20 protein-coding genes are annotated in these 21,252 nt (G+C 43.7%); 12 read left to right on the forward strand and 8 right to left on the reverse strand.

Features of this window, described 5'->3' with window-relative positions; translation table 11 throughout:
* Positions 1-23 precede the first annotated feature (23 nt).
* Together panE and H5300_RS00245 are read right to left on the reverse strand one after the other, a co-directional pair.
* Entirely contained in the window at positions 24-917 is an 894-nt protein-coding gene (panE, locus tag H5300_RS00240; protein WP_182795224.1) for a 2-dehydropantoate 2-reductase, read from the reverse strand.
* Positions 918-1,028: 111 nt separating this feature from the next.
* Positions 1,029-1,856 (reverse strand): outer membrane protein OmpK, encoded by an 828-nt coding sequence (locus tag H5300_RS00245; RefSeq protein ID WP_029224109.1) that lies wholly within the window; start codon positions 1,854-1,856, stop codon positions 1,029-1,031.
* Between the two features lie 585 nt (positions 1,857-2,441).
* Between H5300_RS00245 and H5300_RS00250 the strand changes: the two genes are divergently transcribed.
* Positions 2,442-3,788, forward strand: a complete 1,347-nt coding sequence (locus tag H5300_RS00250) for a DUF4397 domain-containing protein (RefSeq protein ID WP_182795225.1) — start codon at positions 2,442-2,444, stop codon at positions 3,786-3,788.
* Positions 3,789-3,864: 76 nt separating this feature from the next.
* Here H5300_RS00250 and H5300_RS00255 read toward each other — a convergent pair whose 3' ends face one another.
* The 4 genes from H5300_RS00255 to H5300_RS00270 form a co-directional block, all read right to left on the reverse strand.
* A complete protein-coding gene (locus H5300_RS00255; RefSeq protein ID WP_182795226.1) occupies positions 3,865-5,223 on the reverse strand; it encodes an AmpG family muropeptide MFS transporter in 1,359 nt (452 codons plus the stop codon).
* Between the two features lie 54 nt (positions 5,224-5,277).
* On the reverse strand, positions 5,278-5,826 hold the full coding sequence (locus H5300_RS00260; protein ID WP_182795227.1) for a peptidylprolyl isomerase: 549 nt from the start codon (positions 5,824-5,826) through the stop codon (positions 5,278-5,280).
* A complete protein-coding gene (locus tag H5300_RS00265) occupies positions 5,826-6,395 on the reverse strand; it encodes a YajG family lipoprotein (protein WP_004735204.1) in 570 nt (189 codons plus the stop codon). The genes H5300_RS00260 and H5300_RS00265 overlap by 1 nt, the downstream gene beginning before the upstream one ends.
* A gap of 66 nt (positions 6,396-6,461) precedes the next feature.
* Entirely contained in the window at positions 6,462-7,613 is a 1,152-nt protein-coding gene (locus H5300_RS00270) for a methyltransferase (RefSeq protein ID WP_004735205.1), read from the reverse strand.
* A gap of 175 nt (positions 7,614-7,788) precedes the next feature.
* Here H5300_RS00270 and bolA point away from each other — a divergent pair, with 175 nt between their 5' ends.
* The 9 genes from bolA to nqrM all read left to right on the forward strand — a co-directional run bounded on the left by bolA (position 7,789) and on the right by nqrM (position 15,908).
* Positions 7,789-8,097, forward strand: a complete 309-nt coding sequence (gene bolA / locus H5300_RS00275) for a transcriptional regulator BolA (RefSeq protein WP_017079929.1) — start codon at positions 7,789-7,791, stop codon at positions 8,095-8,097.
* A gap of 521 nt (positions 8,098-8,618) precedes the next feature.
* A complete protein-coding gene (locus tag H5300_RS00280; RefSeq protein WP_017080319.1) occupies positions 8,619-9,959 on the forward strand; it encodes a Na(+)-translocating NADH-quinone reductase subunit A in 1,341 nt (446 codons plus the stop codon).
* A 5-nt stretch (positions 9,960-9,964) separates the two neighbouring features.
* Positions 9,965-11,209, forward strand: a complete 1,245-nt coding sequence (locus H5300_RS00285; RefSeq protein ID WP_004735208.1) for an NADH:ubiquinone reductase (Na(+)-transporting) subunit B — start codon at positions 9,965-9,967, stop codon at positions 11,207-11,209.
* Positions 11,199-11,966: a Na(+)-translocating NADH-quinone reductase subunit C gene (locus H5300_RS00290; RefSeq protein ID WP_004735209.1), complete on the forward strand. Its 768-nt coding sequence runs from the start codon at positions 11,199-11,201 to the stop codon at positions 11,964-11,966. Before H5300_RS00285 ends, H5300_RS00290 begins: the two co-directional genes overlap by 11 nt.
* Positions 11,966-12,598, forward strand: a complete 633-nt coding sequence (locus tag H5300_RS00295) for an NADH:ubiquinone reductase (Na(+)-transporting) subunit D (protein ID WP_004735210.1) — start codon at positions 11,966-11,968, stop codon at positions 12,596-12,598. The genes H5300_RS00290 and H5300_RS00295 overlap by 1 nt, the downstream gene beginning before the upstream one ends.
* A 7-nt stretch (positions 12,599-12,605) precedes the next feature.
* The gene (nqrE, locus tag H5300_RS00300) at positions 12,606-13,202 is read left to right on the forward strand and encodes an NADH:ubiquinone reductase (Na(+)-transporting) subunit E (RefSeq protein ID WP_004735211.1); all 597 of its coding nucleotides are present in this window, start codon (positions 12,606-12,608) and stop codon (positions 13,200-13,202) included.
* 29 nt (positions 13,203-13,231) lie between these two features.
* Positions 13,232-14,458, forward strand: a complete 1,227-nt coding sequence (gene nqrF, locus H5300_RS00305) for an NADH:ubiquinone reductase (Na(+)-transporting) subunit F (protein WP_004735212.1) — start codon at positions 13,232-13,234, stop codon at positions 14,456-14,458.
* Positions 14,459-14,632: 174 nt separating this feature from the next.
* Positions 14,633-15,637, forward strand: a complete 1,005-nt coding sequence (locus H5300_RS00310) for an FAD:protein FMN transferase (RefSeq protein ID WP_182795228.1) — start codon at positions 14,633-14,635, stop codon at positions 15,635-15,637.
* A 16-nt stretch (positions 15,638-15,653) separates the two neighbouring features.
* Entirely contained in the window at positions 15,654-15,908 is a 255-nt protein-coding gene (gene nqrM, locus H5300_RS00315; protein ID WP_004735214.1) for a (Na+)-NQR maturation NqrM, read from the forward strand.
* A gap of 127 nt (positions 15,909-16,035) precedes the next feature.
* Here the strand turns inward: nqrM and H5300_RS00320 are convergent, their stop codons facing one another.
* Complete coding sequence (locus H5300_RS00320) at positions 16,036-17,277, reverse strand: diguanylate cyclase (protein ID WP_182795229.1); 1,242 nt, start codon at positions 17,275-17,277, stop codon at positions 16,036-16,038.
* 163 nt (positions 17,278-17,440) lie between these two features.
* On the opposite strand from H5300_RS00320, the gene dinB reads away from it, so the two are divergent.
* Positions 17,441-18,517, forward strand: coding sequence for a DNA polymerase IV (gene dinB, locus H5300_RS00325; protein ID WP_102453105.1), 1,077 nt, complete (start codon positions 17,441-17,443; stop codon positions 18,515-18,517).
* Between the two features lie 143 nt (positions 18,518-18,660).
* Here the strand turns inward: dinB and H5300_RS00330 are convergent, their stop codons facing one another.
* Positions 18,661-20,595, reverse strand: coding sequence for an ATP-dependent DNA helicase RecQ (locus H5300_RS00330; RefSeq protein ID WP_182795230.1), 1,935 nt, complete (start codon positions 20,593-20,595; stop codon positions 18,661-18,663).
* A 145-nt stretch (positions 20,596-20,740) separates the two neighbouring features.
* Here H5300_RS00330 and H5300_RS00335 point away from each other — a divergent pair, with 145 nt between their 5' ends.
* Positions 20,741-21,214: a GreA/GreB family elongation factor gene (locus H5300_RS00335; protein WP_182795231.1), complete on the forward strand. Its 474-nt coding sequence runs from the start codon at positions 20,741-20,743 to the stop codon at positions 21,212-21,214.
* Positions 21,215-21,252 lie beyond the last annotated feature (38 nt).

A 21,252-nucleotide genomic window follows, 5' to 3' on the forward strand; every position in this document is an offset into this window, starting at 1 on the left:
CGCGACTTGTTAACCGTTGCTGACTAATCTTTATGATTCCAGCGATTTTCTTGCTCTTTGACTTGAGCGAACAGTCTTTGGTTAACAGGAACGTCTATCTGATGCTTGAGCGCAGTCTTAATAAGGTAGCCGTTAATGAAGTCGATCTCGGTCTTACGTTGGTAAAACATATCTTGCTTCATGGATGAATTGTTCTGTGCCGTGGCTTGGATTACCTGTTTGACGCTTGCTTCTAATTCATCGAATGAACAAACGATCCCTTCGGCTTGCATAACCTGCGTGAGCTCTTTAACGATAGAACTCAAAATATCCTCAAATCTTTTATCTGCAAGTTCGCCATTCTTGATCTGTTCAAGGCCCGTGAGTGGGTTGATAGCACAATTGATGGCGAGCTTAGTCCAAAGCGCGGTTTCTATTTGTGGGTTCCAACGCACAGCAGGGAGAGTATCATCTAAGACATCAACTAAAAACGTGCACTGTTGGCCGGTTTGGTTGAAAGAACCCAACTGGGTTTGTCCGATTCCTGTGTAAGACACATTATTGCGGTCTGGTTTGAATGCAGCTTGAGTAGTGGTCGCTAATATTATTGGGTAAGCATCAATTTGAGTGGCTATCTCATCAACCGCGCCCATTCCGTTATGCATGAACATAAGAATGGTGTCGGGATCGAGATGTTGAAGCAGTGGAGTCGTGGCTTCTGCTACTTGCCAAGCTTTGACCGTGAAAATAACCAAGTCACTCGCTGATAGCTTTTCGATATTGTTGTTACTGAAGGAAAGGGAAGTTTGTCCATCAAGTGATAAGTCAATTGAGTTATCAGTGGAACGACTCCACAAAGACACATTATGACCAGCTTGAAGTAGTTTTATTGCCCATAAAGAGCCGATGGCCCCTGGACCAACAATAGTGATGTTCACAGCAATACCGAGATAAGAAAGTGATGCTGCAAGGATAGCGAGGCATTAAATGAAAGCAATAAAAAATGGCACCCGAGGGTGCCATTTAGGAAGTTTTCTTAACTCGTTCTATTAGAACTTGTAAGTTACTGCTAGGTAGTGGCTCACACCTGAAGTTTTACCTGCGAATCCACCGTCTTCTAGACCGTAAATAGTTTCGTAAGCTTTAAGACCGTAACCTACAGCATAACGGTCTGAGTGCCAGTAGATACCGTTAAACATTGCGCCGCCGCTGCTTTCTGCGCTGTACTCGTCTTCCATCGCAAATTGCCAATCAATGTAACCTTGGTAAGAGATGAATGAACCGTTCTCGAAGAAGTAGAATGGTTTGAACCAGTTTGCAGAAACTTGGTAGCCGTTCCAATCTTTAATGTTTGAATCGTATGTACCGTAAAGGTTTAAGCCAATTTTGCCTAACCAAGGAACCATTACGTCAGAACCTAGACCGATTTTTTGTTGGTTTACACCAAATGTACCATTGTCACCATTTGCGTCCGGTGCAATTGTATTCACTCCATCCCACGTGATTTCAGATGCAACGTAAAGCTCTTGTACTGGACCAAATGAAAGGTCTTTACCTGTTAGTCCGTCAAGAGACATACGTGGAGCAAACTTCATGAACATTTTTGCTTGGCTGTCTGCTTTATCGCTACCTGGATCCGAAAGTAGGTTAAATACATCAACATAGCCATATAGGTCGAAGATTCCCGAGCGGCCACCGAATTCCATCTCTAGGTAATCATGTGATGATTCACCTGGAAGCTCATCAAATGCACCCATAAGGTTGAATTGCATCCACTTGTAATCATTTTTGTGGATGTCGCCGTCAGAATAATCCGCTGCCATTACCGGAGCAGAAGCTGCTGCAAGTAGGCCAAGAGTTAAAAGTGATTTACGCATAATGGAACTCTCTATGTTTAAAATAAGTAACCCGCTAATCCGTGCGTGTTTGTATGTCCGAATGCCGAGCATAATAGCGATTTTGTTCTCAAATAAAAGTGAGACAGAGTGAAAACTATAATTATTATGGTGAGCTTAATCACACTAACGATCTAAATGATGGAACTTTAATGTGTCAATGCATCTTGATGCACCTCTAATTCTATTGATTTTGTGAAATTAGATTATTTTGCGGATAAATAGGTGAAATACTGTGCTAAGCAAACGATTCTACTAATTAGAGTGACATGCATATCAAAATCAACAGTATTCCTTTCTAAGCGTTTTCTCTTCAAAAATGACTCATTCAAACCTCCTTTCAATCTTGTCTTTGATCTATTTTTGACCAACTGCGTAATGATGTTGGAATCAATTGATGAACAACTCATGTGATGACTGACTAGGAATTTCAACCTAGCTACTTTTTGAATCACGGAGAATTAAAGACAGTTCACTGCACTAGGTTTTGAGACAATTTTTAAAGATTAGTTATTGGACTAATCATTTGTGTGACGAACTGGTCTAACTTTTTTGGAGAGAAGACCGATGAAATATTCACCAGTACTCGCGGTAGCGATGTCAGCCCTGTTCATTGTGGGGTGTGATGATGACGATGAACCAACAACTCAACTACAAGCTGTACATGCATCGCCAGATGCTCCGTTGGCTAATGTGTTAGTAAATAGTCAGGCTCGTTGGAGCGGTGTCGATTATGCTCAAGCATCCGGTTATGCCTCAGTAGGTCAAGGCCAAACTACTCTGCAAGTCGATGTCCAACTCCCAGGTGACGCAGTAGCGACTGTGATTCCGCCAAGACAATTCGATTTGAGCGGTGATCTAGATTACACCGTGATGGTGGTCGGCGATGCTGATGGTTCGAATAACCCGGTTGAAGCTTTAGTTGTTACAAGGCCTGCTGAGGGAACTGCAACAAGTTCAAGTTTAGATGTGCAAGTTGTTCACGCGGCAACAGGGGTTGGAGATGTGAACTTATATGTAACGGCACCGAATGATCCATTGGGCGCTCCGCTTGGTACTCTCGGTTATAAGGACTTTACTGACGTACTCAATATCCCAGCAGGGCAATACCGTGTGAGATTAGAAACCGTGAGCGGCAGTGCTATTGCTTTTGACTCTGGAGAAATCACTCTTTCTGGCGGTAGCGAGCTAACGATTGCGGCGGTGCCAAGAGCTGATTCAAACAGTGCATCTCCGGTGAAGTTGATGGTGATGGATGGTAGCGGTTCATCTTTAATGTACGACATGGCAGAAACGGCAGAAGTAAGAGTGGGGCATTTGGTTGATGGTGCGCCGGATGTCGACCCATTTGTCAACGGTTCTGCATTTGCTCCACTTGCTGATTTAATGTTTAAAGAGATCCGTGGATTTTTAGATTTAGCAGCAGGGACTTACGATATTGACATCTTTGCCGATGGCACAACGACCAATGCATTGATTGATGCTGACGGGGTGGCTGTATTTGCCGGAATGGATTACAGCATTTATGCAGTGGGTACGTTAAGTCCACTCAATTTGGAACCACTAGTTGTCCCTGAAAACCGTCGCCCGGTTGCGACCAGTGCGGTGTTAAACATTACTCATGCTGCGGCAAACCCAGTTGCAGCATCGGTTGATATCTACTTGACTGAGAACGTGGGAATATCTGGTAGCACTCCGGCACTAAGTGATGTGAAGTTCAAAGATTACGCGAATGGTATTTATGTTGCAGCGGGATCTTACTACGTGACAATTACTGTCGCAGGAGACCCAACTACTGTTGCCATTGACTCTGCGCCTGCAACTTTGGCTGACGGTGTTGTTTATCAAGTCGTCGCGATTGATGACTCGACGGGAACTGGTTTTAACTTGATAGTAAGTGATACAACAGATTAGCGTTTAATTCTCTGCTGGCAGAAAGTAAAAGAGGGTAGCACTGGGCTACCCTCTTCTCTTTTGTTTTCTTTTACTCTTATTCGTGGTTGTTTTTGGCTTTTTCTAATAAATCAGTGAAAAAGTGGCGTAACGAGTAGAGCATGATCAAACTTGGAATCACCATTAATGACGTCAGTATAAAGAAGGTTGACCAATCATTGAGGAAGTCGACCAGCTCACCGCTAAATGAAGCCAGAGTTGTACGACCGAAATTTCCCAATGATGCTAGCAAGGCGTATTGCGTTGCCGAGAAAGCTTGCCCAGTTAGTAGCGTTAAGAAGGAAACGAATGCCACTGTCGAAAAGGCGGTTGTGAAGTTATCGACAATAATCGTTGCAAGGAATAAGTTTTCATTGGGTCCTATTTGAGCAATCCATGCAAACATTAGGTTGCTGGCTGCCATTGCTACGCCGCCAATCATTAGCCCACGTACAATACCAAATTTCACATTGAAGACACTGCCTAGCAAGGTGAAGAATATGGTTGCACCCCAACCAATTAACTTGGAGTAGTGGCCGATTTGTTCATTGCTAAAGCCGATCTCTTTATAGAAGGGAATCGACATTCTGCCCAAGAAGGCTTCACCTATCTTAAACAGGAATACGAACAACAGAAGCGTAATAGCGACTTGAACACCGTTTCGCTTAAAGAAATCGTAGAAAGGTTCCAACACTGTAACGCTTAGCCAGGCAACAACTTTAGAGCCCACAACTTTATTATGGCGCTGTTGTGCTTCTTTTTGTAATGCTTCACGTTGTGTTGTTGGTTCTCCGACAAACAGGGTGAATAGCATCAGAATGATAACGACACCGGCCATACCGTAATAAACACCATTCCAACCTATTGTATCGGCATTGATAAATGCGAGATAACCAGGAAGAGAGTAGCCTGTCCACCATCCCATCACTGCCATTGCGGATGCTTGCGGTAATTTGGTGGATTCAGATTTAGGAAATGAATCAATACGGAAGGCATCAATGGCTATATCTTGGGTTGCCGACGCAATCGCAATTCCGAGAGCCAGCATTGAGGTGAACATCAAGTCATTGGCAGGGTTAACCCCAGCAATGAACAGCGTGCAGATCAATACAAAGCTTTGGCATAGAAATATCCAACTGCGTCGTTGTCCCAATATCGCATGTAGAATCGGCAGTTTGACTCGGTCTACCAGTGGTGCCCAAAGAAAGTTAATCGCATAGACGGCGAACACACTACCGAAATAACCGATAGCAGCACGAGTTAATCCTGCATCTTTTAGCCAGCCTGACATGTTAGAACCGATAAGAACCCAAGGAAAGCCACTCGAACAACCCAACATAAACACCCAAAGTAGACGTTTATCTAGGTAGCTACGGAAAGTCTGCATCCAAGAAAGAGAGGGAGTGCCAGATGACATGGGGCGTCCTTGTATAGAAAAACGCCCTTAAGAGGTTAAGGGCGCTGTATGAGATTACTTAAGAAGTGTTACTTTGTTGATGATGATAGGGTCGACTGGAATATCGGACATGCGGCCCATTCGCTTAGTCGGAATAGTTGCCATCTTTTGTACGACATCAAACCCTTCAGTTACCGTGCCAAAAACAGCGTAGCCCGGGTTACCACCTTTTGCATTCAAGAAGTCGTTATCCGAAAAGTTGATAAAGAACTGACGAGTCGCAGAGTCTGGATCGTTAGTGCGAGCCATTGCGATCGTTGCTGTATCATTCTTTAGACCGTTACTGCCTTCATTTTTGATTGGGGCATAAGTCGCTTGTTGATTCATGTCTTGATCGAAGCCGCCACCTTGCGCCATAAAGCCAGGAATAACACGGTGGAAGATAGTGCCTTCGTAGCTGCCGTCTGCCACGTATTTTAGGAAGTTTTCAGTACTAACCGGAGCTTGCTCTTGGTTTAGCTCAATCGTGAAGTCACCTAATGTTGTTTCAACGTTCACTTTTGGGCCTGCCCAAACGCTCACGCTCACCAGCATTAATGCAATAGAAGTTAGAATACGGCTCATTAGAAACGTTCCTTCATGTAGTTTTGTAGTTCAGGGTCGTTCGCGATTTCAGTAAGAACCAAGTTGATCACATCGTTTAGAACCATTGAGATGTCGTCGTTTGAAGCACTTAGCGCTCCAGTACGAGTTGCGGTACCGTTGAATGTTTTAACGAGCTTACCTTCAGGTGTCTCGGCCGTTACTTCAAGCGTTACTTTACCGTCCATTTTGTTTTCCATAATGGTGTGTTCTACGGTAACAAGTGCTTCTTGAATCTCTAAAACAATGGAGTTTTCACTGTTTACGCTTGCTCGAAAACCTTGAGACTCTAACTGTTGAGCTACTGCGTTCTCTAGCGAAATACGCATGTTTTGTTTAGCGTGAATTGGCTGAATGTTCGAACGGCCACTATCAACCAAGGCTACATATTGAGCGGCACGAACATCTTTACTGGTTAGTGTGTATGTTTTGCCTTGTACAAGGTTGCTTGAGCTTAGTGAAGCTTCTGGCATTACATTGATCTGTTCTTGCTGAGGGGCAGAACATGCTGTCAATGCCATAATAGAAGCAGCCAAAATCAGTTTTTTCATTCCTTTATCCTTTCTAAATTCACACCAGAAGCTCGGTATCTTAAATTCTTGTGAAGTCGTTTCTGCTTATTTATTAAAATTCGCAGGCTCTCTTGTTGCTTGTAATATCTCAAATTTTTGGTTTAGTTCAAGCGTTTCAACGTTAGCTTCACCAAATAGTCTTGCTAGTTTGACATCGTATCCGAGGTGTCGGTTGCCAATAACAATTAATTTGCCTCCGTTGCTAAGAACATGCTTTGCATCACAGAACATTTGCCATGCAATGTGGTCTGTAATCGCTTGTTGCTGGTGGAACGGAGGATTACACATAACTAAGTAAGTGCTGTTCTTCTTGAAGCCATCTAAACAGTTGTTGGCGATGAACTGGAAGTTGCCTTCTTCACCAAGGTTATCCTTGACGTTTTGGCGCGCCGATTCCACCGCCATAAAGCTTTCATCCACACAGGTGATACGAGCTTGTGGGTTCAATTGCCCTGCTTTTACACTCAATACGCCGTTGCCACAGCCTAAGTCGATGATATGACGTAGCTCAGGATCTTGAGGGATGTGCTCTAGCATATAACGAGCGCCTTGATCGAGTGCTTCCCCTGAGTAAACATTTGGTAAATTTTTCAGGCGGATATCTTCACCGTCTACGTCCCATTCAACATAAGGTTCTACTGTTTGAATCGGTTGGCAGTTTGGAGAAGAGAACACAAGGCGGTGCTTTTTCTTAGCCAGAGAGGTTTTGGTTTCACCGAGATATTTTTCAAACAGGTTCAGTGTTGAAGTGTGAATCTCTTTTACTTTATTCACACCAATCACTTGGCAGCCTTCTGGCAATGCTTGGCGCAACTGGCTCAATTGCCATATTAGGTGACGGTTGGTTTTTGGCAATTGCATGATCACAAGGTCGATACCGTGTGGGATATCATCCATCGTGTTCAAGAAGTTCACTCGGTTACTTTGATTGCGCTGTAAGTTTTTTAGCGTTCCGCGATGAGAAATGAAAGAGTCACTCATCATGGTCACGTCATGATCTTTGGAGAACCAAGCGGATAGGGCGCCAAAACTGTCGTTCATGATCAGGATGTGTTTACCAGGTTCAAGATTCATCTCTTCAACATGGCTAATCAGATATTCGTCGCCGGCATCCCAAGCTTGAAGGGTTTCATTTGAACGGTTGGGGAAACGATTTAGGGTTAAAGTTCTATCGTGAAGGGTAAGTTCAGTTTTCATTGCTTGAGATACTTATGTAAGAAATAACAAAGATATTGTCTCAAATGCAGCCTGAACAAGATATAAAAAACTCGACTAAACCCCTCGAGTCAGCGATGAAATACTCAGACAGTCGGTTAGTTAGGGTTTATACTGGAGCGACAGATAATGCCAATACGCTATTTAAGGAATCACAATGATCCAAGAAGTTATCGAAACAAAATTGCACAATGAGTTTTCACCAAGTCATTTAAACGTGGTGAATGAGAGCTATATGCACAATGTTCCGGCTGGTTCTGAGAGTCATTTTAAAGTGATTGTTGTCAGCGATGTGTTTGAAGGTTTGCGTCTTATTGCTCGTCATAGAGCGGTAAATAAAGCACTATCAGAAGAGCTAGCGAATAATATTCACGCATTATCCATTCACACTTATACAAAAGATGAATGGATGAAGCAGCTAAATAACGTGCCAGATAGCCCGATGTGTATGGGTGGTGGTAAGTAAGATAATTAACCCATATAGAAGAGGCGGCTAGGGCGCCTCTTTTGTCTCAAAATCTATCTGTTTTCTGTTGTTATATCACTCAAGCTGATGGTAAATTGACCGACCAAAAATACCTACAATGAGTAATGTTTTTATTAACAGTGTTTCAACATAACACGTAAAATATTAGTTTGTGACAGAGTATTAATCTCTTGTTTAAAACACGTTCTAAAAGCCATTCTATCTGTGCGGCTCGTCAAATTTATACATATTTGAGAGTCCATATGCTTCAAATCTCACCAAATAAAGGCCGTATTCAAGTTATTGGTCATGGCATCAAGTTGTCAAAAAATGCTAGAATATGGCACCTGATAAATCTCACATAATTCTTGTGATGAGTTTATTAATGTATTGTTGCGATTTTGGTATCTCAAATTTACCAAAACCGGACACTGTAATGTCGTGTCTAAGGGCGATTTTAAAACGTCCTGAATTTACGCAATTAAAAGAATCTTTTTCCCGATAAAGTAGTGCAAGTGCGTATGATTACAATAAAGAAGGGTTTGGATCTTCCTATCGCAGGAACTCCATCCCAGGTGATTAATGATGGTAAGTCCATCACTAAAGTCGCCTTGCTTGGCGAAGAGTACGTTGGTATGCGTCCTACGATGCATGCTCGCGTTGGTGATGAAGTGAAGAAAGGCCAAGTTCTTTTTGCAGATAAAAAGAACCCAGGTGTTGTATTTACTTCTCCAGCAAGCGGTAAAGTTATTGAAGTGAACCGTGGTGCTAAGCGTGTTCTTCAATCAGTAGTGATTGAAGTAGCAGGCAATGAGCAAATCACGTTCAATAGCTATGAAGCTAACCAACTAGTAGGCCTTGACCGTGAAACGGTTAAAGCTCAGTTAGTTGAGTCTGGCGCATGGACCGCTTTGCGAACTCGTCCGTTCAGCAAGGTTCCAGCAGTTGATTCTGAAACTCAGGCTATTTTTGTTACTGCTATGGATACTAATCCGCTAGCAGCTGAGCCAGAATTAATCATTAACGAGCAGTCTGATGCTTTCGTTGCTGGTTTAGATCTTCTTTCAACTCTGACTAACGGTAAAGTGTACGTTTGTAAAAAAGGTACTAGCTTACCTCGTTCAGCTCAGTCTAACGTTGAAGAACATGTTTTTGATGGCCCACACCCTGCAGGTCTTGCAGGCACGCATATGCATTACCTGTATCCGGTAAATGCACAAAATGTAGCGTGGAGCATTAACTACCAAGACGTGATCGCATTCGGTAAGCTTTTCCTTACTGGTGAGATTTACTCTGAGCGCGTTGTTTCTCTGGCTGGTCCAGTAGTTAACAACCCTCGTCTAGTTCGTACTCAAATTGGTGCTAGCCTTGAAGAGTTGACGGACAGCGAGTTGATGCCAGGTGAAGTTCGCCTGATCTCAGGTTCAGTGCTATCTGGTGTTCACGCTTCAGGTCCACATGCTTACCTTGGCCGTTACCATCAACAAGTTTCGGTTCTTCGTGAAGGTCGTGATAAAGAGCTATTCGGCTGGGCTATGCCTGGTAAGAACAAGTTCTCTGTTACTCGTTCATTCCTTGGTCACGTGTTTAAAGGTCAGTTGTTCAACATGACAACGACAACGAACGGTAGTGACCGCTCTATGGTTCCAATTGGTAACTACGAGAAAGTAATGCCATTAGATATGGAGCCTACTTTGCTGCTTCGCGATCTATGCGCTGGTGACGTTGATAGTGCACAAGCACTTGGTGCGCTAGAGCTAGATGAAGAAGATTTAGCACTGTGTACCTTTGTATGTCCTGGTAAGTACGAGTACGGTCAGTTACTTCGTGAATGCCTAGATACAATTGTGAAGGAAGGGTAATTTTCATGGGCCTTAAAAAGTTTATTGAAGACATCGAGCATCATTTTGAACCAGGTGGTAAACACGAAACGTGGTTTGCGCTTTACGAAGCAGCAGCAACACTTTTCTACACACCAGGTACTGTTACAAAGAAAAGCTCGCATGTCCGTGATAGCGTTGATTTAAAACGTATCATGATCATGGTTTGGCTTGCGGTATTCCCAGCAATGTTCTGGGGTATGTACAACGCAGGTGGTCAGGCTATCGCAGCACTAAACCACATGTATTCAGGTGCAGAACTAGTTTCTATCATTGATGGTAACTGGCACTACTGGCTAACCGAAATGCTTGGAGCCTCCTTAGGGGCCGATGCAGGTTGGGGCAGTAAGATGCTCTTGGGTGCGACTTACTTCTTACCTATCTACGCAACGGTATTTATCGTTGGTGGTTTCTGGGAAGTACTGTTCTGTATGGTGCGCAAGCACGAAGTCAACGAAGGTTTCTTTGTTACTTCTATCTTATTTGCGCTTATCGTTCCGCCAACACTTCCTCTATGGCAAGCAGCACTAGGTATTACCTTCGGTGTTGTAGTTGCGAAAGAGATCTTCGGTGGTACGGGTCGTAACTTCCTGAACCCTGCACTTGCTGGCCGTGCGTTCCTATTCTTTGCATATCCTGCACAGATTTCAGGTGACGTAGTTTGGACTGCTGCAGACGGTTTCTCTGGTGCAACTGCTCTTAGCCAATGGGCTCAAGGCGGCGGTAGCGCACTAATGAACGTAACATCTGGTGAAGCAATCACTTGGATGGACGCATTCATTGGTAACATCCCAGGTTCTATCGGTGAAGTTTCAACGCTTGCACTTATGATTGGTGCAGCAATGATTGTTTACATGGGCATTGCTTCATGGCGCATCATTGCGGGTGTAATGATCGGTATGGTTGCAGTATCAACACTATTTAACGTGATTGGTTCTGACACTAATGCAATGTTCAGCATGCCTTGGCATTGGCACCTAGTTCTAGGTGGTTTCGCATTCGGTATGTTCTTCATGGCGACTGACCCAGTATCAGCTTCATTTACCAATAAAGGTAAGTGGTGGTACGGCATCCTAATCGGCGCAATGTGTGTAATGATTCGTGTAGTTAACCCTGCATACCCAGAAGGCATGATGCTTGCGATTCTATTCGCAAACCTATTTGCTCCTCTGTTTGACCACGTTGTAATCGAGAAGAACATTAAGCGGAGACTAGCGCGCTATGGCAAGTAATAACGATAGCATTAAAAAGACGCTGTTTGTTGTTATCGCATTGAGCCTAGTGTGCTCAATCATCGTTTCAACAGCTGCAGTTGTTCTTAAACCTAAGCAACAAGCTAACGCAGTTCTGGATCAGCAAACTAAGATCCTTGAAGTTGCGGGCATTGAACTTGCGGGTAATATCCCAGCACTGTACGCAGAGAACATCGAACCTCGTCTAGTTGATTTCGCTACTGGCGATTTCGTTGACGGCGACGCTGCTGCATACGACCAACGTAAAGCGGCAAAAGATCCGGCTCAGTCAATCAAGCTTTCAGCTGAAGATGACATCGCTAAGATCATTCGTCGTGCTAACACGGGTACGGTATACCTAGTGAAAGATGGGGCTGAAACTTCTAAAGTTATCATCCCTGTTCACGGTAACGGTCTATGGTCAATGATGTACGCATTCGTTGCGGTAGAAACTGATGGCAACACAGTTTCTGGTATCACTTACTACGAGCAAGGTGAAACTCCTGGACTTGGTGGTGAAGTTGAGAACCCAACTTGGCGCGCTCAATTCGTTGGTAAGAAATTATTCGACGAAAACCACAAACCTGCTATTCAGGTTGTTAAAGGTGGCGCTCCTCAAGGTTCTGAGCACGGTGTAGATGGCCTTTCTGGTGCAACACTGACCAGCGTTGGTGTTCAACATACATTTGACTTCTGGTTAGGTGATATGGGCTTTGGTCCGTTCCTAGCAAAAGTTCGTGACGGAGGTCTGAACTAATGTCTAGTGCAAAAGAAATTAAAAAGAGCATCTTAGCGCCTGTGTTGGATAACAACCCAATCGCGCTACAGGTTCTTGGTGTGTGTTCTGCTCTTGCGGTAACCACTAAGCTAGAAACTGCATTTGTTATGACTATCGCGGTAATGTTCGTTACTGCTCTGTCTAACTTCTTCGTTTCTTTGATCCGTAACCACATTCCTAACAGTGTGCGTATCATCGTTCAGATGGCAATTATCGCATCATTAGTAATCGTGGTAGACCAAGTGCTTAAAGCATACTTATACGATATCTCTAAGCAGCTATCTGTATTCGTTGGCCTAATCATTACTAACTGTATTGTAATGGGTCGTGCTGAAGCATTCGCAATGAAGTCTGCGCCAATCCCATCTTTCATCGATGGTCTTGGTAACGGTCTTGGTTACGGTTTCGTTCTTATCACTGTTGGTTTCTTCCGTGAGCTTCTAGGCTCTGGCAAACTATTTGGTATGGAAGTACTACCTCTAGTGAGCAACGGTGGTTGGTATCAGCCAAACGGCTTGATGCTTCTAGCACCTTCTGCATTCTTCCTAATTGGTTTCTTGATTTGGGCAATTCGTGTGTTCAAACCAGAACAAGTAGAAGCGAAGGGGTAAGGTAGTCATGGAACATTATATTAGTCTGCTAGTTAAATCGATTTTCATCGAAAACATGGCGCTTTCTTTCTTCCTAGGTATGTGTACATTCCTAGCGGTTTCTAAGAAAGTTAAAACTTCTTTTGGTCTTGGTGTTGCGGTAGTTGTAGTACTTACAATCGCTGTTCCTGTAAACAACCTTGTTTACACACACATCCTAAAAGAAAATGCACTTGTTGCCGGTGTCGATTTAAGTTTCCTTAACTTCATCGCATTCATCGGTGTTATCGCTGCACTTGTACAAATCCTAGAGATGGTTCTAGACCGTTTCTTCCCACCTTTGTACAACGCACTAGGTATCTTCCTTCCATTGATCACAGTTAACTGTGCAATCTTTGGTGGTGTATCTTTCATGGTAACTCGTGACTACAACTTTGCTGAATCTGTTGTTTACGGCTTCGGTTCTGGTGTGGGTTGGATGTTAGCTATCGTTGCTCTTGCGGGTATCCGTGAGAAGATGAAGTACTCTGACGTACCTCCAGGTCTACGTGGCCTTGGTATCACGTTCATTACTGTTGGTCTGATGGCGTTAGGCTTTATGTCTTTCTCTGGTGTTCAACTGTAGGGTAAGCACCCAGTAATAAGGAATAACAAATGCAAAGCATTATTCTTGGCGTAGCGATGTTTACCATTATTGTATTGGCTCTAGTACTAGTGATTCTTTTCGCTAAGTCTAAGCTAGTACCATCAGGTGACATCACTATTGCTGTAAACGGCGACCCTGAAAAGGCGATCGTTACTCAACCTGGTAGCAAGCTACTTGGTGCCCTAGCTGGCGCTGGTATCTTCGTATCGTCTGCTTGTGGTGGCGGTGGCTCTTGTGGTCAGTGTCGTGTAAAAGTTAAGTCTGGTGGTGGCGACATCCTACCAACTGAACTTGATCACATCACCAAAGGCGAAGCTCGCGAAGGCGAACGTCTTGCATGTCAAGTTGCTATGAAAACTGACATGGAGATTGAGCTAGACGAAGACATCTTTGGTGTTAAGAAGTGGGAATGTACAGTTATCTCTAATGATAACGAAGCTACTTTCATCAAAGAGCTAGCACTTGCTATCCCTGAAGGTGAAGAAGTTCCATTCCGCGCGGGTGGTTATATTCAGATTGAAGCTGAACCACATCACGTGAAATACGCAGATTACGATATTCCTGACGAATACCGTGGTGACTGGGATAAGTTCAACTTGTTCCGTTACGAGTCTATCGTTAAAGAGCATTCGATTCGTGCTTACTCTATGGCTTCATACCCAGAAGAGAAAGGCATCATCAAGCTTAACGTGCGTATCGCAACTCCGCCGCCAAACAACCCTGACGTAGCTCCTGGTGTGATGTCTTCATACATCTGGTCTCTTAAAGAAGGCGACAAATGTACTATTTCTGGTCCATTTGGTGAGTTCTTTGCTAAAGACACAGACAATGAAATGGTATTCATCGGTGGTGGTGCAGGTATGGCGCCAATGCGTTCACATATCTTCGACCAACTTAAGCGTCTTAACTCTACTCGTAAGATGTCTTACTGGTACGGTGCACGTTCTAAGCGTGAGATGTTCTACATTGAAGATTTCGATGGCCTAGCGGCTGCAAACGAGAACTTCGTGTGGCACTGTGCACTGTCTGATCCTCAACCAGAGGACAACTGGGACGGTTACACAGGTTTCATCCACAACGTATTGTACGAAAACTACTTGAAGGATCATGAAGCTCCTGAAGACTGTGAGTACTACATGTGTGGTCCACCAATGATGAACGCGGCTGTTATCGGCATGCTGAAAGATCTTGGTGTAGAAGATGAAAACATCCTACTAGATGACTTCGGTGGTTAATCCATTTAAGTGATTGATATTATGGCTGACTCTTACGAGTCAGCCATTTGTTTTTCTAAGACCACTCGTGACAACAAACTGGCTTATATAAGAAAGAGTAAGGCATTTAAAATACCTATTTTTTACTCTTATTTTTCCTTATATAAATCCTTAACTTTAAACAGGAGTAAGCAAGTGAGAATTTGGCTTGTTGCATTAACTTCTTTGATTTTTCTTGCGGGCTGTGATCAGGCAAGAGAGCAAGTGCATTTAAGTGGCCCGACAATGGGTACCAGTTACAATATCAAGTACATCAATGGTGATGAATTTCCTGAGTCTAACGAAGTTCATACCGAGATCGACCGTCTGCTTGAAGAAGTGAATGATCAAATGTCGACCTACCGTGAAGACTCAGAACTGAGCCGTTTTAACCAGCATAAAGGTGCCGATGCATTCGAAGTATCTGAACAAACAGCTACTGTTGTGAAAGAAGCGATTCGTTTGAACGGTCTTACTGAAGGTGCATTGGATGTTACGGTTGGACCATTAGTTAACCTTTGGGGTTTTGGTCCTGAAGCTCGCCCTGAAGTGGTTCCATCAGATGAAGAGCTTGCGGCTCGCAAGGCTAAGGTTGGTATTCATCACTTAAGCGTTGATGGTAATAAGCTAAGCAAAGACTTGCCTAACTTGTATGTTGACCTTTCAACTATCGCAAAAGGTTGGGGTGTGGATGTCGTTGCTGATTACCTTGATTCAATTGGTATTCATAATTACATGGTTGAAGTAGGTGGTGAAATCCGCTTGAAGGGTTTAAACCGTGAAAGTGTGGGTTGGCGTATCGCCATAGAGAAGCCAACTGTCGACGAGCGCAACATTCAAGAGATCATCGAGCCGGGTGATATGGCGATCGCAACATCTGGTGACTACCGTAACTATTTTGAGCGCGATGGTGTTCGTTACTCACACATCATCAACCCTGAAACAGGCAAGCCGCTTCATCATAAAGTGGTTTCTGTAACCGTTTTAAACCCGTCTTCAATGACTGCAGATGGTTTATCTACAGGCCTTATGGTCTTAGGTGAAGAGAAAGGACTGGAAGTCGCGAACCAACATAACATCCCTGTGTTCATGGTGGTAAAAACAGCAGATGGCTTTAAAGAAATTGCTTCTGAAGCATTTAAGCCATACTTAGGTAAATAAGGTAAGCGAGATAATTATGAATACATTTCTGATTACATTTGGTGTTTTTCTTGCAGTAATCGCAGCGATGTCTATTGGCTATATTATCCAAAAGAAAGTTGTGAAGGGTAGCTGTGGTGGCTTAGGTGCTGTTGGTATTGATAAAGTATGTAACTGTCCTGAACCTTGTGATGCGCGCAAAAAGCGTGAAGCACGTGAAGCATACCGCGAAGAGAAACTGGCTGAGCGTCAGCAAAAAGAAGCTTCTTGGAATAAAGATCGTATTGCTTAATTGCGATTAGCAGCAATAACGATTAGGAGCGAAACCTGCTCCCCAAAAAACAAAGAGCCCAAGGTTAACACCTTGGGCTCTTTTCATTTTAAAGGCTGACTCGATTCGTGCTCTAGGAAAGGAGGAACTACTCATTAACGCGTTGAAGGTTATTGCGAGCGCATATCAACTGGTTTCGACCTTGCTTTTTCGCGGTATAAAGTAGCTCGTCTGCTGCTTTGATTTGCTCGTCTAAAGAGCCTTCTTGGTCGGTCACGCCAATGCTCATGCTCACTTTAATCACATATGAATCATGCTGCACTTCATGATTTTTAATTGCGACTCTCATCGATTCCAAGGTCTCTATAAAATCTTCAAATGGTTCGCATGACTGAATGCAAAACTCTTCGCCACCGAAGCGAACTGCTAAATCATCTTTAAAGTGCTCTTTGATGATTTTACCAACCTCAATTAATACCGCGTCACCACCATCGTGGCCGTAGGTATCATTCACCTTTTTAAAAAAGTCGATATCCATCATAGCGATACTGCGATGTTCGCAGCCTTTGCATGTTTGATTGAAAAGGTAGCGACGGTTCCAAAGCCCAGTCAGAGCATCCTCATTTGCATGACGAAACAGCTCATTAGTCGCTTCTTTCATGTCGAGTAATTGGTGAATACGGCAGAAAAATTCTTCTTGGTTAAATGGCTTATAAAGGAAGTCGTTGGCGCCAGCTTTAAGGAAGCGAGCGGTCATTGTGCGATCATCACTGCCAGATAGGCCGAGAATAGCGAGTTGATTACGATCGTGTTGGACTCGAATATCACGGGTCATCGAAATGCCATCTTTGTTCGGCATGTCATGGTCGGTAACGACAAAAGTGATATCAGGGTCGTTTTGGAGGAGTTCTAGTGCTTGCTCTCCATCTACCGCTTGAATCGTTTGAATATATTGATGCTCAAGAAGTTGGACGACATATCGACGGACCACAGCAGAATCATCAACTACTAAGGCTTTATGGTATCGGTTATTCGAGATTCGATTAACCAGAGGAAGTAAGTAACTGACTGACGACATGCTGTCTTTGAGGATGTAATCAAGCACACCTTTTGCGAGTACTTGCTCTCGAAGTGTGTTGTTGAACATACCGGTGAGCACAATGATTTTTTGTTGATAGCCGAGTACCAAATCAATGATCTCACCATCTTGGCCATCGGGTAAGCAGTAATCGAGCACCGCACACAAGAAATCCGTCTCTTGCTCTAAGATAGCTTTGGCTTCTGCTACAGATTCAGCCAGTGAAACATCATAGCCATCATTTTTAAATTGCTGGTACAGGTAGTTTCTGAATGCACGACTGTCTTCTACTACTAGTATTTTCTCACTCAAAAGCTATCCCTACTTATAGACTAAATACTCCTTAACAATACTATCAGAATAGTAGGCGGCTATTGAAGAGAAACCTGTTGAGCTGGACTCCAGATCATTTTAAATCTAGGAATAATTGATTATACTGTTCATAGATACAGTTGTAAGGTTGAGTTATTCCTAAATGTGTAGTGCGGGCGAAGAGAAAGTTAGAAAAATAATCCATGTTGATATGGATTGTTTTTACGCAGCTGTAGAAATGCGAGATAACCCATCTTATAGAAATCGACCGCTCGCCGTCGGGGGACACGAAAAACAGCGCGGGGTTTTGAGTACATGTAATTACGAAGCTCGCAAGTTTGGTATTCGTTCTGCAATGCCAACAGGAAAAGCGCTGCAGCTTTGCCCCAACCTGTTGGTTGTTCCTGGGAGAATGTCGGTCTACGTCGAAATATCGAAAAAGATCCGCGAAATTTTTTCTCGATACACATCCATTATTGAACCTCTTTCTTTGGATGAAGCTTTCCTTGATGTCACCGATTCCAAGCAATGTCATGGTTCAGCCACACTGATTGCAGAGGCGATTCGTCACGATATCTGGAATGAACTCAACTTGACCGCTTCGGCTGGTATCGCTCCAATAAAGTTTCTAGCGAAAGTAGCGTCAGATATGAACAAGCCTAACGGACAGTTTGTGATTCCTCCACAAGACGTACAAGCTGTGATTGATGAGCTCCCACTCGAAAAGATTCCCGGTGTTGGCAAGGTCAGTATCGAAAAACTGCATCAAGCAGGCTTCTTTACGTGTAAGGATATTAAGGAGTCTGACTATCGCGATTTATTGCTCAGGTTTGGCCGTCAAGGAGCATCACTCTGGAAGCGCAGTCATGGAGTTGATGACCGAGAAGTTATCATCGAACGTGAACGAAAATCGGTAGGTGTGGAGCGCACATTTATTCAAAACATTTCTACCTACGAGGAATGTTGGCAGGTGATCGAAGACAAGCTATTTCCTGAACTCGAAACTCGCTTAGAAAAAGCTAGCCCAAGCAAAGCGATCATCAAGCAGGGCATTAAGCTCAAGTTCGCCGACTTTCAACAAACCACTATTGAACACATACACGCCTCTCTTGATCGCGAACACTTCAAAGAACTGTTAAGTGAAATACTGAAAAGACAACAGGGGCGAGAAATACGCCTGCTTGGTTTAAGCGTAATGCTGCAGCCCAAAGACCAAATGCGTCAGTTGAGTTTCTTTTAGGCTGTCTTGTTTAGAGAGTAATAAGAATAGAGGGTAGGTGAGGATAGAGGATAAGTGGGAATAGAGAGTAATGAGATGTGCACTGATAAGCACCGACTAGACTTCATAGCCTAGCCAGTTTCTATATCAATACGTGAGATGCCTTATCTAGGAAGCTGTTTAACTCGCGCTAAGGTATCACTGAATGGTTGCTGCTCTAGCTTGCCGTAACCAACCATTTTGCTGGCTTTAAGCTTGGTTGAAAGCGGGGTTGCAATTCCGCATAGAAAACGCGTAATGGCTTCGTCGGTGATCAATTGTTGGCTCTTAGATACAAATTCATGAATCCATGTCATTACGGTTTCGTCGTCAACGGGTTCAACATCGACGGTTGGTAATATTGCTACCTCACCACGGCATACCGAGCAATGACCACAGTTTGTTGGTGCCTTATCATCGGCAAAGTAGCTCGCTAGGCGTGAGCTTAGACAAGTGTCTGCCTCAAAGAAGCTCAGCATTTGGTTAAGACGGTTTATTTCACTGTTCTCTTTTTCCTTAAACAATTCAGTTAGACGTTCCGATAACTGCATCATGTCTTCAGAGGTGTTGTGGATAGCATACACATCGGTGATCTGCTTACTTTCCAACTCAATCCAACCTTGTTCATTGAAATAATCGATTGCCGCAATCACACGCTGACGATCAGTCTGGAAGTGTGTCCACAGTGCATCGAAGTCGACTTGGCACCAGACCCTGGCTTGAGGCGAGCACTGGAAAATCGCTTCGACAAAATGACGACGTTCGCCTTGGAACTGTTCGGTGATCTGCTGTTTCGGGCGAACGAACTTAAATTTGTAGTCAGCGAAATAGCTGTACTTCGGCTCAATCACGCCTTCAATTTCGAGATACACCAGTAGCGTTTTTAGCGGCAACTGACGAATGTTGGATTCACGTGATAGCTGGTTAAGCATAATCTCCCATTGGTTTGAGCCAGAAGCGCCAATGTTTTGATTTTCGTAGATCTCTTTCAATACTGCTTGGATCGATATGTTGTCTGGCGTATCGCCAAATACGAAGTTCTCCAGTGTACTGAGGCCGTACTTGTTGGCGAGAAGAATACATACTGAAGGCTGGCCATCTCGGCCTGCTCGACCGATCTCTTGCGAGTAGTTCTCTATCGATTTTGGTAAATCAAAGTGAATGACTCGGCGAATGTTGGATTTATCGACGCCCATACCAAACGCAATGGTGGCCACGATACAGTTCACGTCATCATTCATGAATTGATGTTGAATTACATCTCTGTTTTCTGGCTTAAGACCTGCATGATAAGCCACAGCATTAACGCCAGCGTTACGAAGTTGCTGAGCCACCATCTCTGCTGTTTGTTGAAGGGTGACATAAACAATAGTCGGAGCAAGAGAAGCTTGATTAACGACGTTGCACAAGGTTTCTAGTTTGCTGGTTTGTTCGCAAGGTTGAATAGACAGATCGAGGTTTTGACGATAGAAACCCGTAACCACAACACGTTCCTCATCGATATCAAACTTAGACTTCATATCTTGGATAACTGATGTGGTCGCGGTGGCTGTCAGTAGCAGTACCTGAGGAATATTGAGCTGTTTTTGGTATTGGGGAAGCTTTAGGTAGTCTGGTCTAAAGTTATGTCCCCATTCTGAAATACAGTGCGCTTCATCGACCACCAGTAACGAGATCGGCACTTGGGAGATAAACTGGCGAAAGCGCTCGTTCTTCAAGCGTTCAACGGAGATCATGAGGATCTTGGTGTCTCCGTTACGTACCGACTGCATCACTTGTTGGGTGGTTTGTCTGTCTTGGCTTGATTCGATTGCAGCTGCGCTAATGCCTTTGCTGTGTAAGAAGCTGAGCTGGTCTTTCATTAAAGCTAACAGTGGCGATATTACTAAGGTTAAATGTGGCAATGCTAGCGCTGGCAATTGATAGCAAAGCGACTTACCTGAGCCTGTTGGGAATATGGCCGCCGTCGAATGACCAGATAGAACATTATCAATGACTTGCTTTTGCCCGTTACGCAGTGAGTCGAATCCGAATACTTGTTTTAACTTCTGCTCAATCATTTATGTTCTACCTGAATTATTAAGTGTCGTATTGATGATAAAGCGAGCGTCCATTCATGATCGCGTCGCTTGATGAATCAAATGTCTTGCACCTGATTGTACCTAATTCTATTCTGTAGCTCCTATAGAAAAGCACTCCAATAGTATGAATAAGTCAGAGCTTCGCCAAATAATCTTAGAGCAACTCGAATCCCGACTACATATCGCCCAATCTGCGACTCAGCGTGCGATTGATGCTGCGACCGATGAAGAGACTGTGCCTGAACATAAGTACGATACATTGGCATTAGAAGCTTCTTATCTTGCTCATGGCCAAGCCGTAAGAGTGCAAGAGTGTGAAGACGACATTCAGTGTTATCGTAACTTAGTGCTGCGTGATAGTGAGAAGATTACGGTGAGCAGTTATGTTGTGGTCATTGACGAGCATGATCAATATAAACACTTTTTTATGGGACCGAGAGTCGGCGGACTTTCTGTCATGTGGAATGATAATGAAGTCGCTATCGTGACGGCAAATGCACCTTTTGGCCAGGCTCTAATGGGTAAAGAAGTCGGTGATGAAATTGAGTTTAAGGTCGCAGATAAACAGTTTTGCTACGAAGTAATATCTATCGACTAACTCAGTAACGGATATATATATAAAACGTTTCTCTGACA

This window comes from Vibrio sp. SG41-7, assembly GCF_014164465.1.
Lineage (GTDB): Bacteria > Pseudomonadota > Gammaproteobacteria > Enterobacterales > Vibrionaceae > Vibrio > Vibrio splendidus.